This window comes from Hyphomicrobium album (assembly GCF_009708035.1).
GTDB lineage: Bacteria > Pseudomonadota > Alphaproteobacteria > Rhizobiales > Hyphomicrobiaceae > Hyphomicrobium_A > Hyphomicrobium_A album.
The window spans coordinates 2,151,705-2,166,076 of record NZ_WMBQ01000001.1 but is presented as its reverse complement, the minus strand read 5'-3'; the positions used below and the strand labels follow the sequence as shown (position 1 = coordinate 2,166,076).

Annotated in this window: 15 protein-coding genes; 9 read left to right on the top strand and 6 right to left on the bottom strand. The window is 67.2% G+C overall.

What is annotated here, in order from left to right; all coding sequences use genetic code 11:
• The first annotated feature begins 21 nt into the window (after window positions 1-21).
• Together GIW81_RS10295 and GIW81_RS10290 are read left to right on the top strand one after the other, a co-directional pair.
• Entirely contained in the window at window positions 22-1,473 is a 1,452-nt protein-coding gene (locus tag GIW81_RS10295; RefSeq protein ID WP_154739105.1) for an ATP-binding protein, read from the top strand.
• The gene (locus tag GIW81_RS10290; protein WP_154739104.1) at window positions 1,470-2,117 is read left to right on the top strand and encodes a response regulator transcription factor; all 648 of its coding nucleotides are present in this window, start codon (window positions 1,470-1,472) and stop codon (window positions 2,115-2,117) included. Before GIW81_RS10295 ends, GIW81_RS10290 begins: the two co-directional genes overlap by 4 nt.
• Before the next feature lie 69 nt (window positions 2,118-2,186).
• Here the strand turns inward: GIW81_RS10290 and GIW81_RS10285 are convergent, their stop codons facing one another.
• From GIW81_RS10285 to hemC, 5 genes are all read right to left on the bottom strand, one after another.
• Window positions 2,187-2,522, bottom strand: coding sequence for a hypothetical protein (locus tag GIW81_RS10285; protein WP_324615016.1), 336 nt, complete (start codon window positions 2,520-2,522; stop codon window positions 2,187-2,189).
• 103 nt (window positions 2,523-2,625) lie between these two features.
• A complete protein-coding gene (locus tag GIW81_RS10280) occupies window positions 2,626-4,332 on the bottom strand; it encodes a heme biosynthesis protein HemY (protein WP_154739103.1) in 1,707 nt (568 codons plus the stop codon).
• A 13-nt stretch (window positions 4,333-4,345) separates the two neighbouring features.
• Window positions 4,346-6,073, bottom strand: coding sequence for a hypothetical protein (locus tag GIW81_RS10275; RefSeq protein WP_154739102.1), 1,728 nt, complete (start codon window positions 6,071-6,073; stop codon window positions 4,346-4,348).
• An 82-nt stretch (window positions 6,074-6,155) separates the two neighbouring features.
• A complete protein-coding gene (locus GIW81_RS10270; RefSeq protein WP_154739101.1) occupies window positions 6,156-6,893 on the bottom strand; it encodes a uroporphyrinogen-III synthase in 738 nt (245 codons plus the stop codon).
• Window positions 6,893-7,819 (bottom strand): hydroxymethylbilane synthase, encoded by a 927-nt coding sequence (gene hemC, locus GIW81_RS10265; RefSeq protein ID WP_154739100.1) that lies wholly within the window; start codon window positions 7,817-7,819, stop codon window positions 6,893-6,895. The genes GIW81_RS10270 and hemC overlap by 1 nt, the downstream gene beginning before the upstream one ends.
• Window positions 7,820-7,929: 110 nt before the next feature.
• On the opposite strand from hemC, the gene tsaD reads away from it, so the two are divergent.
• Complete coding sequence (tsaD, locus tag GIW81_RS10260) at window positions 7,930-9,033, top strand: tRNA (adenosine(37)-N6)-threonylcarbamoyltransferase complex transferase subunit TsaD (protein ID WP_154739099.1); 1,104 nt, start codon at window positions 7,930-7,932, stop codon at window positions 9,031-9,033.
• A 46-nt stretch (window positions 9,034-9,079) separates the two neighbouring features.
• The gene (locus GIW81_RS10255; protein WP_324614966.1) at window positions 9,080-10,075 is read left to right on the top strand and encodes an NAD(P)H-dependent glycerol-3-phosphate dehydrogenase; all 996 of its coding nucleotides are present in this window, start codon (window positions 9,080-9,082) and stop codon (window positions 10,073-10,075) included.
• A gap of 3 nt (window positions 10,076-10,078) precedes the next feature.
• Here GIW81_RS10255 and GIW81_RS10250 read toward each other — a convergent pair whose 3' ends face one another.
• On the bottom strand, window positions 10,079-10,249 hold the full coding sequence (locus GIW81_RS10250) for a hypothetical protein (RefSeq protein ID WP_154739098.1): 171 nt from the start codon (window positions 10,247-10,249) through the stop codon (window positions 10,079-10,081).
• Between the two features lie 51 nt (window positions 10,250-10,300).
• On the opposite strand from GIW81_RS10250, the gene GIW81_RS19070 reads away from it, so the two are divergent.
• The 5 genes from GIW81_RS19070 to GIW81_RS10225 all read left to right on the top strand — a co-directional run bounded on the left by GIW81_RS19070 (window position 10,301) and on the right by GIW81_RS10225 (window position 14,211).
• Window positions 10,301-10,750, top strand: a complete 450-nt coding sequence (locus GIW81_RS19070; RefSeq protein WP_154739097.1) for an EVE domain-containing protein — start codon at window positions 10,301-10,303, stop codon at window positions 10,748-10,750.
• Window positions 10,684-11,424: a class I SAM-dependent methyltransferase gene (locus GIW81_RS10240; RefSeq protein WP_407658174.1), complete on the top strand. Its 741-nt coding sequence runs from the start codon at window positions 10,684-10,686 to the stop codon at window positions 11,422-11,424. The genes GIW81_RS19070 and GIW81_RS10240 overlap by 67 nt, the downstream gene beginning before the upstream one ends.
• 66 nt (window positions 11,425-11,490) lie before the next feature.
• Entirely contained in the window at window positions 11,491-11,910 is a 420-nt protein-coding gene (locus tag GIW81_RS10235) for a DUF1761 domain-containing protein (RefSeq protein ID WP_154739095.1), read from the top strand.
• 99 nt (window positions 11,911-12,009) lie between these two features.
• A complete protein-coding gene (gene acs / locus GIW81_RS10230; protein WP_154739094.1) occupies window positions 12,010-13,962 on the top strand; it encodes an acetate--CoA ligase in 1,953 nt (650 codons plus the stop codon).
• A 90-nt stretch (window positions 13,963-14,052) separates the two neighbouring features.
• Window positions 14,053-14,211 (top strand): hypothetical protein, encoded by a 159-nt coding sequence (locus GIW81_RS10225; protein ID WP_154739093.1) that lies wholly within the window; start codon window positions 14,053-14,055, stop codon window positions 14,209-14,211.
• Window positions 14,212-14,372: the final 161 nt, after the last annotated feature.

Here is a 14,372-nt window from a genome sequence, read left to right as displayed (position 1 = left end):
CACGCCAAGAAATCCCGACACATGCATCGACAGTGGTGGAACGACCTTCCGGTCCGGTGGCAGCTGATGATCTCCATCTCGATCATCAGCGTAAGCGCCGTGCTGCTCTCCGTGGCGCTCGCCGTCTACGACGCGCGTGGCCGCGTCGAGGTGGAGGTCAACGCATCGATGGAGCTTTCCCTCCAGCTGGTCAACGACCTGGTCAAGCGCCTCGCCGCCGACAATCACATCGATGACCTGCGCAAGGTGATGCCCGAGCAGCTCAAGTACGTGCGCCATTCGCGCATCCTGATCAGCGATGAGCAGGGCGACCTGATGCAAATCGCGCCGGACGAGCAGGTGGAGCGGCGTCTGTTCGAGCATCCGGAGCGGGCGCCTCAGTGGTTCACAAATCTGGTCGGACCGAGCGTCGGCACGCGCGAGATCCGCGTGATGCTGGGCGACAACCGGATGGGCACGATCCACATCGTGGGCGAGCCGCGCGATGAGCTCGGCGAGGTGTGGGAGGAGGTGTCGCGGCGCGCCGTAATCTGGCTCGCCATCACGGCGATGATGCTGGCGCTGCTCTACATCGTGCTCGGGAGGCTGCTCAATCCGCTGGTCAATCTGGCCGGCGGGATGCAGGAGCTGGAGGACGGCCGCTACGGGACGCGGCTTGCCGAGCCGCGCGTGCGCGAGCTGGCAGTCATTGCCTCGCGCTTCAATACGCTCGCCGAGGCGCTCGAGAAGGCGCGGGCGGAGAACAGCCGCCTCTACGGCCACGTCATCGAGGTGCAGGAGGACGAGCGCCGCCAGGTAGCAAACGAGCTGCACGACGAGGCGGGGCCGTGCCTGTTCGGCATAACCGCCAATGTCTCCTCCATCGGCCGGCTGGCCGACCAGATGCCGGAGGCGCAGGGGGCTCAGGTCAAGCAGCGGGTCGGCGAGATCCATACGATCACCGAGCGGCTGAAGACCATAAACCGGGACCTGCTGCGGCGGCTGCGCCCCGTCGAACTCGGCCGCATACCCCTCGCGGAGTTGATCGACAGCCTGGTTGCAGGATTTGGTCGCCGGCATCCGGAAGTGACATTCAGCGTTGCCATTGGTTCCCTTGCGCACAGTTACGGGGAGGCCGTAGACCTGACTTTGTTCCGCTGCGTGCAAGAGGCACTCACCAATGCCATGCGGCATGGCAAGGCAACGCGCATGAGCATCGATATCCGGGAGGAGCAGGGCGCGCCCAATGGGTCGCAGGCGCCCTCGAGCAAGGTGCGCCTCACCATCCGCGACAACGGCGCCGGATTCGCTCCCGGCGCCTCTATGGGCATCGGCATGACCGCCATGCGCGAGCGGGTCGGTGGTCTCGGGGGCACCGCCAGCATCGACAGCGCACCGGGTCAGGGCACGACCGTCTCGATGGTGGTGCCGCTCGAACCGCGCAAGGGTGAAATTGCTGCCGAAACGAAGGTGATGGAAGGCCGCGTGAAATGAAGGTGCTTGTTATCGACGATCATCCGATCGTCATCCAGGGATGCCGTCGGCTGCTCGAGGATATGGGGGTCGACGAAATCTTCGTCGCGGCCAGCCTGTCGGAAGGCTTCCGCACCTACCGGCAGAAGCGTCCGGACATGATCATCGTCGATCTGTCGATGCAGGCCGGTGCGTTGGGCGGCCTGTCGTTCATTCGCCGCCTGCGCGTGCACGACGAGCGCACGCCGGTGCTGGTGCTCAGCATGCATTCCGATCGCATGATCGTCAGCCGGGCGCTGGAGGTCGGCGCCAACGGATACCTGCTGAAGGATACGTCATCGGAGGAGTTCGTGAAGGCATTCCGCCGCGTGCGCGACGGTCTACCTTATCTGAACCACGAGCTTGCCTCGCAGATCGCCTTTATGGAGGCGCGCGGCGATCGCAATCCGTTGAGTCGCATGACGCTGCGAGAGCTGCAGACCTTGTCGCTGATCGCCGAGGGAAAGCCCTACATCTCGATCGCCGAGGAGCTGCATGTCAGCTACAAGACGGTCGTCAACACCAGCGCGCAGTTGAAGGCGAAGCTGGGCGTGCGCACGCTGCCGGAATTGATGCGCATCGCCATCCAGCACTTACCAACCAACGCCACCAAGACGAGCGCCTAGCGCTCTAACCGCTGCGCGTAGGGCGCCTCGCAGGATTGGCTGAACAATTGCCCGCGAGGCGCGCTCAAATTACTTCCAGCCCGCTTCCTTGTCGCAAGCCTTGGTCTCGTCCGGATGGGTCTTTTCCCATTCAGTGATGGACTTTGTCTCGCTGTCGGCCATGGCGTTGTTCATGCAGACGCAGTATTTGCGAACCACGTCCTCGGTCGCCCCTTCTTTCTTGTTGTCGGCGATGCACTGGTTGATCCATTTGACATCGTCCTCCGTCGTATCGGCTACCGCCGGCCCGACAAGAAGCGTGGCGGCGATCAGGGCCACGAAGGAAATGGAAGTTTGCGACATCGCAGTCTCCGGTTTCACCGGCAGCACGACGCCGCCGGGCGGCGCGAAACCTACGCCCAGCACGCTCAAAGTGTTAGCGGGGTACGTGCAACTGTTGTGGAAAGTCGGCCACCGTGCTCGGACAGGTTGCGACAAGGACTGTCACAATAGGGGTCGGCCGCGCCGGCTAGGCCCGCTGCGGGCGTAGCGGTCCGTCGACACTCTCCGGCTCGCTCGCTTCCGTGCCGGGATCGTCCGGCGCGTGGGGCGGAACAAAGACGTGAGCATCGTCGGCTGCCGGTTTCTTGCGGCGGCTCGGCGTCGTTGCGGCTTCGGCCGGTTGGGTGCGCGGTGCCGCCGTCTCGGCGGGGCGACGAGCCGGACCGGTCGCGGGCACGGTCGTGACATCCTCGACGTTGGCTTGATGCGCGGCGCTCTTCGGCGGTTCGACGGCTCGGGCGCGAGCCGCGGCCTCGTGGGCAGAAACGCGCGGGGCAGGCGGCTCCTCGTGCCGTGGCTCCGCCGGCGTGTCGTCCGGCTCGGCGGGACGCTTGCCGAGGGCGACCAGCTCCTCGAGCTTGCTCGCGAGCGCCTCGTCCCCGCTCTTCTCGACCGCCTCGACCGGCACCCGCCACTGGAAGGCGTCGAGCGTACCGGACACCGGCGAGACCGGCATCCAGCGGTCGGCGACGTACCCGTCGGCCGTCCAGGCCGGGTCGCGCGGCGCATTCACCGCCCGTGCCAGCCATTCGCGGACGCGGCCCTTGTCGGCGTGCTGCTCCCCTTCGATGCGCGCCATCAGCGTGGCGACACGCTGCGTCATGCGCGAGGGAATGAGCGGCTCGAGTGCGGCGCGAGCCTCGTCGAACTGGCGCGCCTCAATGGCGGCGTTGGCGACGGCGATCGGACCTTCGAGCGAGTTGGGGCTGAGGGCGGCGAGCTGACGGACACGGTCGAGCCGGTCGCGCGGGCTGTCGCCGATGCGCGCATAGGCGTAGGCGGTAGCGAGGTCGGGCTGCGGCGAGCGGCTCCACGTGCGCTGCAGGACCTTGGCGGCGCGCGGGGTGTTTCCGCGCGAAGCGAGCAGGCGACCGGCGATAGCGGCGGCGGGAACCAGGTTCGGGGCGAGGCCATGCGCCTCGAGAGCCAGGGTCAGCGCCCGTTCCGGATCAGTCTCCTCGGCGGCTTGCGACTGCGCCGCGAGCAGGACGGCACGGCGGCGATCCGCCTGTGCCCGCTCGATGTGGCCGTTCTTGCGGGCGACCGCAACCGTTTCAAGGGCGGCCGCCCAGTCGCCGTTGCGGCACTGCAGATCGAACAGTCCATCGACCGCCCACGCAAGCTTGGGGTTTAGCGCGACCGCGCGCTCGGCGAAGTGGCGCGCCGCCTCGGTCTCACCTTCGCGCTGCGCTTCGAGGAACAGGCCGCGCAGGCCGAGCTGCTCGGTGTCGGGGGAGGCGAGCATCGCCTCGAAGATGCGGCGCGCGGTGGTGCGGTCGCCGGTGAGCTGCGCGGCCTGCGCGCGCAACAGATGCGTCAGCGGCTCGTTGGGCAGCGACTTGCGCGCCTGGATGGCGGCGCGCATGGCGGCGGCCTTGTCGCCGGCGCCGAGCGCGATCATGCCGCTCGACAGCGCGTCGATGCCGAGCTTCTGCCGCCGCTTGCTGAGCACGTTGCCGACGACGGCGGGGCTGTACCAGATGTTGCGGACAATCGACCAGCAGAGCAGCGCCAGAGCGACGAACGCCACCAGAATGACGATGGCGCGGAAGACGCTCGTCTCTATCTGATAACCCTGCCATTGCACGACGAGCTCGCCGGGACGGTCGGCGAGCCACGCAAGGCCGGCGGCGATGAGGGCGATGGCGATAAGGAATGCGATGAGACGCAACATGCCGGGACGATCTCTATTGGGCCGCGTTGGCTTTGGGGTCTGCCGGGGCGGCGGCAAGCGATGACTTGAGCTGGGTCTCGACCGAGGCCACCGCGCGATCGACAGCGTCGCGCGCCTGCACCTTGGCGAGGAACTCCTGCGCCGCATCCTGAGCCGGCTGCGGCAGCGTCTTCGCCTGAACGAGAACGTCGGCAAGGCGGTCCTCGTTGAGCGCCGTCTCCATGCGGCCGACGACGGCCTCGATGCTCTTGTCGTCGGCGGCGTGGTTCGTCTTGCGCACCCGCACCACCGACTTGGCGCCGGCAAGCAGGCGGTCGACGATCGACGCGTCGGTAGGCTGCTCCTCAGAATCGATGATCTTGAAGGCGACCGGCTTGAACTGTGCGCGCAGCTCGGTCGAGGTCGGGACGCCATCGAGCGCGAAGCGCTCTAGCGGCGACAGGTCGACGATGGCGCCGGCAACCTTCTGCGCCTGCTCCAGCTCGGGGGCGTAGGCCTTGCCGCGATCGATGGCGCGTTTCAGGTTGGCGAGCTCCAGCGACAGAACGATGCGTTCCGCCGTCGTGCGGCGATCGCCTTCGCTCTTGATGACGCCCTGCACGTCCTCCTGCAGTGCCGACAGCCGGCTGCTGATCGGGCCCACGACCGACGTGACGTCCTCTGGCTTGGCGAAGGCGGCGAGCCGCGTGTCGAGATCAGTCTTGAGGCGCTTCAGATCCTCTTGCGTGGCTTTGAGGGCGGCTGCGGCGCGGTCGCTATCCGTCTTCACGCCAGTGATGCCGGATTGCATTTCGGCCGTCTCGGCCTTGAGCGTCGATAGCTCGCGGTCCATGCGCTGCGTACCGGAACGTGAGGCCTGCGCCGCTTCGGTTGCGGCACCGAGACGCTGGTCGAGCTCTTGGGCGACACTCTGGCGCAGCGCGTCGAGCTGAGTCGCCATCGTCGATTCGAGATCGGCGATCTTGCCAGAGATGGCGGCGAGCTGCGGCACCGGTCCGCTGCGCGGGTCGTTCGCACCGGCCGACGCCATGAGCGTCAGCTGCTCCTCGAGCTTGGCAATGCGCCCCGTCGCCTGGGCGTCGGCGCCCTCGCCGACCTTGTCGGAGAGCGCGCCCAACTGCTTCTCGAGTTCCACCTGCTTTTTGCTCACGCCATCGATGCTGGCGTCGGCGCGCTCGACGTTGCCGAGCTTCGCCTCAGCCGCCGCGAGGCGCGCGGCGAGGTTCGATGGGACGGCGCGCTGATTGCGGCCCTGCTCGAGGGCGCCCAGACGCTGCTCGAGGGCGGCGACGTTCTCCGGCTTGTCGGCTGTCTCGAAACCGAGCTGGCCGGCAAGGATATCGGCGACCAGCAGCGCCACGATGCCGCCGGCGAGACCGGCAGCCAGGTGCGTGAAGAAGCCACCTGACCCGCGCGGGGCCGGACGCGCTGTCGAGGATGCGGCAGGCGGGGTGCCGGAGGGCTTGCCGGCCTGGGTGTCCGGTTTGGTGGAGCTACTCGATGGTGCCGGCCCGCTCGCGGCGGACTTGGCTGCCGGCGCGCCGGCAGTCGCTGCAGCCTGCGCCGAGACCTTCGGCTTGTCGGATGCCTCGGCAACCGAGGGTTTGTCCTTGGCGTCGTCCTTGGCCGGCGGCGCCACTTCCGTCGCCTTGAGGTCAATGGTCGCGTGCGGACGGTTGCCCGCCTGCGATGGGGGGGAGCCCGCGGGTTTCTTGTCGGGCTCGTTCTTGTTCGCAGTCATGTGTGCAAGTACCTCGCTGCGGAAGGATCGCGCTGCATGCCCTTTTCGGGGATGAGCTGTAGCACGCGGGTCGGACGCTAACTTACACTCCTGACCATAGCGTTGCTACTCGGGTAACGGCGGCCAGCATCGCCGTGGCATCGGGGCTCTCGGCAATTTCAACTCGCGCCGGGCCGAGTGGTTCGACGGTAGCTGCTACGGCCGGCGAGAGGCACAGAAAGCCGAGGCTTTGCGCGGCCTTCGACAACCCCTCGGCACGGGCCAGCCTACTGAAAATCGACCCGGTTCGCGGTGACATCAAGATGACGGCGTTAACGACGCCCGAGGCGATGAGGTCCCGCGTAGCAGGCTGGAAACGGTCGGCGGCAACGGCCTCGTAGGAGACGATTTCGCGCAGGTCCACGCTTTGGCTCTGCACCGCCCCGTGGAGGTCGAACGCCACGTCTTTGCCGCGCACGTGGGCGATGGGTCCGCCGAGCTTCCGTGCCGTGGCGACAATGACCGGCACGAGGTCGGCGCCGGTCCCTTTACCGACGGTCACTCGCGTGAAGCCGAATTCCTGCGCAAGGCTGGCCGTGCCCGGTCCGACGGCGATGAGCGGTAGCTGTTTGGCCGCATCGAAGGCCGGGCCCTCGGCAAGCGCGCGCAGGGCGTTGCGGCTCGTCGCGACGAGTGCGGCGATGCCCTCGACGGCGTCGGCGGCCACCGGCAAAACTCGGATCGTCAGCAGCGGTTCGACCGTCACGGTGTGGCCGAGCGCTTCGAGCTCGCCGCGCAAGGCAGCGGCATCGCTCTCGGGACGGGTGATGAGCACATGCATCAGGCTGTCGCGAAGAAGTCGGGTCCGGCGCGTTCGAGAATTTGGGCGGCGACCCTCTCGCCGAGCTGCACGGCGTCGGCGGCGCTCGCGGTTCCCGCCAGCGCTTGCGCATGCGTTCCGTTGGTAGAGAGAATCTCCGCCCGCAAATACACGTTGCCGTCGCGCAATTCGGCGAGCCCGGCGATGGGCGTGCGGCACGAGCCTTCGAGCTGCGCGAGGTAGGCGCGCTCGGCAGCGATGCACGTTGCGGTATTAGCGTCGTTGAGCGGAGCCAGCAGCCCCGCCGTCTCCACGTCATCGGCGCGAATCTCGATGCCGATGGCGCCCTGCGCCACAGCCGGCAGCATGACGCTGGTGGGCATCTTCTGCGTGATGTGCTTCGCCAGGCCGAGGCGGTAGAGGCCGGCGCAGGCGAGGAACGTCGCGTCCGCGACCCCTTCCTCGAGCTTGCGCAGCCGCGTCTCGACGTTGCCGCGGAATCCAACGACCAGCAGGTCGGGCCGCGCCCGCAGCGCCTGCGCCTGGCGGCGCGGCGACGAGGTTCCGATCACGGCGCCGCGCGGCATCGTCTCGAGCGAGGAGTATTTGAGGCTGACAAAGGCGTCGCGCGGGTCCTCGCGTTCGAGGATGGCGCTGATGGTCAGCCCCTCCGGCAATTGCGCCGGCATGTCCTTCATCGAGTGTACGGCCAAGTCGATGGCGCGGGCGAAGAGCGCCTCCTCCAGCTCCTTGGTGAACAATCCCTTGCCTCCCGCCTCGATGAGCGGCCGGTCGGTGACCTTATCGCCGGTCGTCTTGATGACGACCAGCTCGCATTGCTCGGCAGAAAGCCCGTGCGCGGTGGCAAGGCGCGCCGCCACTTGGCGCGCCTGGGCCAGGGCCAAAGGCGAGCCCCGCGTTCCGATGCGGATTTTGCCAGCTTGCAAGCCGTTCTCTCCGGGTGCTAGGCGACGGGACCCCGGGCTTGGCCTCGACGCGGCGCCATCTATGCCCCTGCGGCCACGGGAACGCAAACGCGAGATCGCCACGCCAGCGCATGGCAAACGAACAGCATATCCGCGATAGGCCGAGCCTCGTGCTCGGCATCGAGACGAGCTGCGACGAGACCGCGGCGGCGGTGGTGTTGCGCGAGCCCGATGGCGCCGGCCGCATTCTGTCGAGCATCGTGCGGACACAGTGGGAGCAGCACCGGCCGTTCGGCGGCGTGGTGCCGGAGATTGCCGCCCGCGCGCACGTCGAATGCCTCGACCTCATCGTGCGCGATGCGCTGCGCGAGGCGGATGCGGGGCTGGACGATTTGACGGCTGTCGCGGCGACGACCGGGCCGGGGTTGATCGGTGGGCTCATCGTCGGCGCGATCACCGGCAAGGCGCTGGCGCTGGCTCGCGGGTTGCCGTTCATCGCCGTGCATCACCTCGAAGCGCACGCGCTGACCGTCGGCCTCACCGAAGGCGTGCGGCCGCCCTACCTGCTGCTGCTCGTCTCGGGTGGCCACACGCAGCTCCTCATCGTGCACGGCGTCGGCGTTTACGAGCGGCTGGGAACGACCATCGACGATGCACTGGGCGAAGCCTTCGATAAGACGGCAAAGCTCTTGGGACTCGGCCTTCCCGGCGGTCCGGCGGTCGAGAAGCTGGCACAACGCGGCGATCCGCGCCGGTTCGACCTTCCCCGCCCGATGCTCGGACGCGAGGAGCCGCACTTTTCCTTTGCCGGCCTCAAGACGGCAGTGAGGCGCACGGCCGAGAAACTGACCCCGCTCAGCGAGCAGGACGCGGCCGACATCGCCGCGTCGTTCCAGGCTGCAGTTGCCGCGTCGGTGGCGGATCGCTGCGCGCGGGCAATGGAACTAACCGTGGCGCGTCTAGACCCGTTGGCGCCGCGCCGCTTCGTTGTGGCGGGCGGCGTCGCGGCAAACACGCAATTGCGGGCGGCCTTGAGCGAGCTCGCCGCAGCGCGTGGCTTTTCCTTCCACGCGCCGCCCGTCAGCTTGTGCGGCGACAATGCCGCGATGATCGCCTGGGCCGGGGCAGAGCGGCTGGCGGAGGGTTTGACGGATCAGCTCGACGCGAAAGTACGGCCGCGCTGGCCGCTCGACCTCAACGCGGCTCCGGCCATCGGTGCGGGCGTGAAGGCGTGAAAGTCGTGTTAGCATCAGCGGTGAATGCGAGCGGCGGGGAGCACCTGTGAACATCGACAGCGTCGGCATCATCGGCGGCGGGGCATGGGGTACTGCACTGGCGCAGGCCATGCGGCGCGCCGGCCGCGATGTCGCTCTCTGGGCGCGCGAGACGGAAGTCGTCTCGGCGATCAACGCCCGCCACGTCAACGCGGCATTCCTGCCTGGCGTCGCGCTCGACCAGGGCATTCGCGCGACCGCGAAGCTCGGCGACGCAGCAGCGTGCGACGCCCTCTTGCTGGTGGCGCCGGCCCAGCACGTGCGAGCCGTGGCGCACGAGCTGCAGCCTTTGCTGCGCACCGGCCAACCGGTCGTCATGTGCGCTAAGGGCATCGAGCAGGCCACCGGCCAGATGATGGGCGAGGTTCTCGCCGCCGAGCTGCCGCAGGTCATCCCGGCGGTGCTGTCGGGTCCGAGCTTCGCCGCCGATGTCGGGCGAGGCTTGCCGGCCGCGCTGACCATCGCCTGTGCCGACGAAGCCGCGGGTCAGCTTCTCGCCGAGCGGCTGGGCAGCGCGATGTTCCGCCTTTACTGGACGAACGATCTCGTCGGCGTCGAGCTCGGCGGCGCGGTGAAGAACGTGCTTGCCATCGCCGCCGGCATCGTCGACGGCCAGGGGCTCGGGGCGAGCGCACACGCGGCGCTCGTCACGCGCGGGTTCGCCGAGATGCGCCGCCTCGGCAAGGCGCTGGGCGCTCGCCCCGAAACGCTGATCGGCCTTTCGGGGCTGGGCGACCTGATCCTCACCTGCGGCAGTCCGCAGTCGCGCAACATGTCGCTGGGCCGCGCGCTGGGCCGGGGGGAAACGCTGCCTCAGGCGCTCGCCGGCAAGCTCGCCGTGACCGAAGGCGTTTATACCGCTGCCGCCGTGAGGCGCATTGCCGATGATAAGAGCATCGACATGCCTATCTGCGCCGCGGTGTGCGACATCATCGATGGACGCACCAGCGTCAAGGACGCGATCGGCCAGCTGATGCAGCGGCCGCTGAAGGCGGAAGATTGAACGTCAGGGAACGACGCGCCACACCTTGAGCGGCGTCGGCTGCGCTAGCGGCACCGCTTCGAGGAACGGCGGCTCAGCTTCGGCGGCCGGAGCGTGGAGGAAGTTGTTCGCCGCCAGGATCGATGGGCCAAGGCGATGGTAGGGCGCCGCCGCACCGTCGTCTTCGCTTGACACGCAGGCCCCGGTGCGCGAGGCCCAGTTGAGCAGTTCAACGGGACGCACGCGATGCCTGCCTACTGGCTGATGAAGTCGGAGCCCGACGTCTTTTCGTTTCAGGTGCTCAAGTCGCGCGGCAAGAAGGGCGAGGCCTGGGACGGCGTGCGCAACTTCCAGGCCCGCAACAATATGAAGGCCATGCAGCTCGGCGATCTCGCCTTCTTCTACCACTCGAACGAGGGCAAGGAGGTCGTCGGCATCATGGAGGTGGTGAAGCTCGCCCACCCCGATCCCAAAGACGACACCGGCACCTGGAAGTGCGTCGACATGCGGGCGGTGGAGGAGCTGCCGCGGCCGGTGACGCTCGTCGAGATCAAGGACAACCCGAAGCTCGCCAAGATGGTGCTGGTCAACAACTCGCGGCTGTCGGTGCAACCGGTGACCGCCGCCGAGTGGGCCGAGGTGTGCCGCATGGCCGGCACGTCCGGCGCGGCGAAGAAGCCGGCGAAGAAGAAGTGAACGCCCCCGCCCGGCTCGATCCTGCCGTTCCCGGCTCGGCCGAAGCATTCATTGTCGCCAATACGCGGCCGCTGGCGCCGCCGCTCGTTCCGGAGATCCTTCTCTACCTCGCCGAGGAGTCGCTGCCGATCTGGCAGAAGACCGAGGACGAGTTGGGTCAGATAAACGTGCCGCCGCCGTACTGGGCGTTCGCCTGGGCCGGCGGCCAGGCGCTCGCCCGCTACATCCTCGACAACGCCGCGTTGCTCGCCGGCAAGCGGGTGCTCGATCTCGGTGCCGGCTCCGGGCTGACGGCGATTGCAGCGATGAAAGCCGGTGCTGCTGAAACGCTCGCCGCCGACATCGACCGCTTGGCGCTCGCCGCCGTATTGCTCAATGCCAGCCACAACGGCGTCGTGGTGCGCACGACGGCGGAGGATTTGCTCGCCAAGCCGGCCGAGGCGTGGGACGTCGTGCTCGTCGGCGACCTGTTCTACGAGCGGGCGTTGGCCGAACACGTGACGCGGTTCATCGACGAGGCGGTCGCCGGCGGCGCGCTTATCCTCATCGGCGATCCACAGCGCAATTACTTCCCCAAGGGCCGTTTTACCGCCGCCGCGGAATACCGGGTGCCGGTGACGCGCGAGCTCGAGGACGCCGAGATCAAGCGCACCGCAGTGTGGCGTCTGGGCTGAACCCGACGACGTGGCACCCCCGATCTGCTAGACTCCGCGTCGCGAACCTCAACGGAGCCCAAGCGCATGGAATTCGCCGGTATGAACCTGCTCGCCGTCGTGCTTGCCGCGGTGGTGAGCTTCATGTTCGGGTGGCTGTGGTACGGCATTCTGTTCTCGGACGCATGGCTGTTGGCGTGCGGAAAGACCCGCGAGGAGGTGCACGCCGACAATCCGAGCCCCACGCCGTTCATCATCAGCTTCGTTGGCCTTGTCGTCATGGCGAGCGTTCTCGCCGGCGTGCTGCGCCACATCTACGGGCCCGGCATGACGATGGGCGACGGAATAGTCACCGGCGCCTTCATGTGGCTCGGCTTCGTCATGACTACGATGGCCGTCAACAACGCATTTCGCGGCGCCAAGCGCGAACTCACCCTGATCGATGGCGGCCATTGGCTGGGCGTGCTTCTGCTGCAAGGCGCCATTGTCGGCTGGCTGGGTCTTTGATCCTGCACAAGCGTCGCATTCGCCCAACAGCCAAATTGCCCTCCTCCGGCCGCGCGCCCATAATGGCGCCAACGACAAATAATCCGTGGGAGAACGCCAATGTCGGGGAAGCTTTACCCGGTACCCGCCGGTGAATGGCGCGAGCGCGCCTGGCTCGACGCGAAAGCCTACGACGCGCTCTACAAGCGCTCTATCTCCGATCCGCAGGGCTTCTGGGGTGAGATCGGACGCCGCCTCGACTGGATCAAACCGTACACGCGGGTAAAGAACACCTCGTTCGTTCCGGGAGACGTGTCGATCAAATGGTACGAGGACGGCACGCTCAACGTCGCCGCCAACTGCATCGACCGGCACCTCGCCACCCGCGGCGATCAGGTGGCGATCATCTGGGAGGGAGACGATCCCACCCAGGAGGAGCAGATCACCTATCGGCAGCTGCACGAGCGTGTCTGCAAGTTCGCCAACGTCCTCAAGGCGCACGGCGTCAAGAAGGGTGACCGCGTCACCATCTACCTGCCGATGATCCCCGAGGCGGCCTACGCGATGCTCGCCTGCGCCCGCATCGGCGCCATCCACTCGGTCGTGTTTGGCGGGTTCTCGCCGGAAGCTCTCGCCGGCCGCATCGAGGACGCGCAATCGAAATTCATCATCACCGCCGATGAAGGCGTGCGCGGTGGCAAGTTCATCCCGCTGAAGAAGAACACCGACGATGCGCTCGCCAAGGCCGGCAAGGGCGATGAGACGGTGCTTGTCGTGCGACGGACCGGGCGCCCGGTGCCGTGGACGGCGGGGCGCGATCTCTGGGCGCACGAGGAGACGGCGAGGGTCTCGGCCGATTGCCCGCTTGCCGAGATCAACGCCGAGGACGCGCTGTTCATCCTCTATACGTCGGGCTCGACCGGCAAGCCGAAGGGCGTGCTGCACACCTCGGGCGGCTACCTCACCTACGCGGCGCTCACCCACCAGTACGTGTTCGACTACCACGACGGCGACATCTACTGGTGCACCGCCGACGTCGGCTGGGTCACCGGGCACAGCTACATCGTCTACGGACCTCTCGCCAACGGTGCGACGACGCTGATGTTCGAGGGCGTCCCCAACTATCCGACGATGTCGCGCTTCTGGAACGTCGTCGACAAATGGAAGGTCAACATCTTCTACACGGCGCCGACCGCCATCCGCGCGCTCATGGGCGCCGGTGACGACTTTGTAAAGTCGTCCGATCGGTCATCTCTGCGCCTGCTCGGCAGCGTCGGCGAGCCGATCAACCCCGAGGCGTGGGAGTGGTATCACAACGTCGTCGGCGAAGGCCGCAGTCCGATTGTCGACACCTGGTGGCAGACCGAGACGGGTGGCATCCTCATCTCCCCGCTGCCCGGCGCCACGGCGTTGAAGCCCGGATCGGCGACGCTGCCGTTCTTCGGTGTGCAGCCCGAGCTCGTCGACGACAAGGGCACGGTGCAGTCCGGCGCCGCGACCGGCAACCTCGTCATCCTCGACAGCTGGCCCGGGCAGGCGCGCACCATCTACGGCGACCACGAGCGTTTCGTGCAGACCTATTTCGCGACCTATCCCGGCACCTACTTCACCGGCGACGGCTGCCGCCGCGACGAGGACGGGTATTATTGGATCACCGGTCGCGTCGACGACGTGATCAACGTGTCCGGCCACCGGCTCGGCACGGCGGAAGTCGAAAGCGCGCTCGTCTCGCATCCGAAAGTCGCCGAGGCGGCCGTCGTCGGCTACCCGCATAACCTCAAAGGCCAGGGCATCTACTGTTACGTCACGCTCAACGCCGGCGAGGCCTGGAGCCCGGAGATGGTAAAGGAGCTCACCGCGCACGTGCGCAAGGAGATCGGTCCGATCGCCTCGCCCGACCTCATCCAGTTCGCGCCGGGGCTACCGAAGACGCGTTCGGGCAAGATCATGCGCCGTATTCTGCGCAAGATCGCCGAGGACGAGTACTCCAACTTGGGAGACATCTCGACCCTCGCCGACCCGGCGGTCGTGCAGGATCTCATCGACAACCGGCAAAACCGTCGCACCGGCTGAGGCAAGGTCACGCGGGGAACAGCAGGCGCGACGCGGCTACTCTATCGGCAAGCTGCAAATCCTCAGTCAGCAACGCCAGGAGCAGTCGCAATGGAACACATCGTCAACGTCGGCATGGATGTCGACACCTTGAAGCAGCTCGACAACCTGCGCCGGGCGCATCCCAACGTCCCCTCGCGCGTAGAAGTCATCCGCCGCCTGATCTGGGAGGCCCACGCCAAGATCACGCCGATCGACGCCGCCGAGTAGTCCCCGGCGTTCCCGACGACCTGAAAAAGGGCGCTTGCCGGAGATCGGTGGCGCCCTTTTCGCATCTATTTACTCTAGCGATTTCCTTGGCTTAGGCGATCACCAAGAAAAATCTTTCGCCGCACCGCGGCGAGTCTCTTGCGGAACAGCGTCCAGTGGCC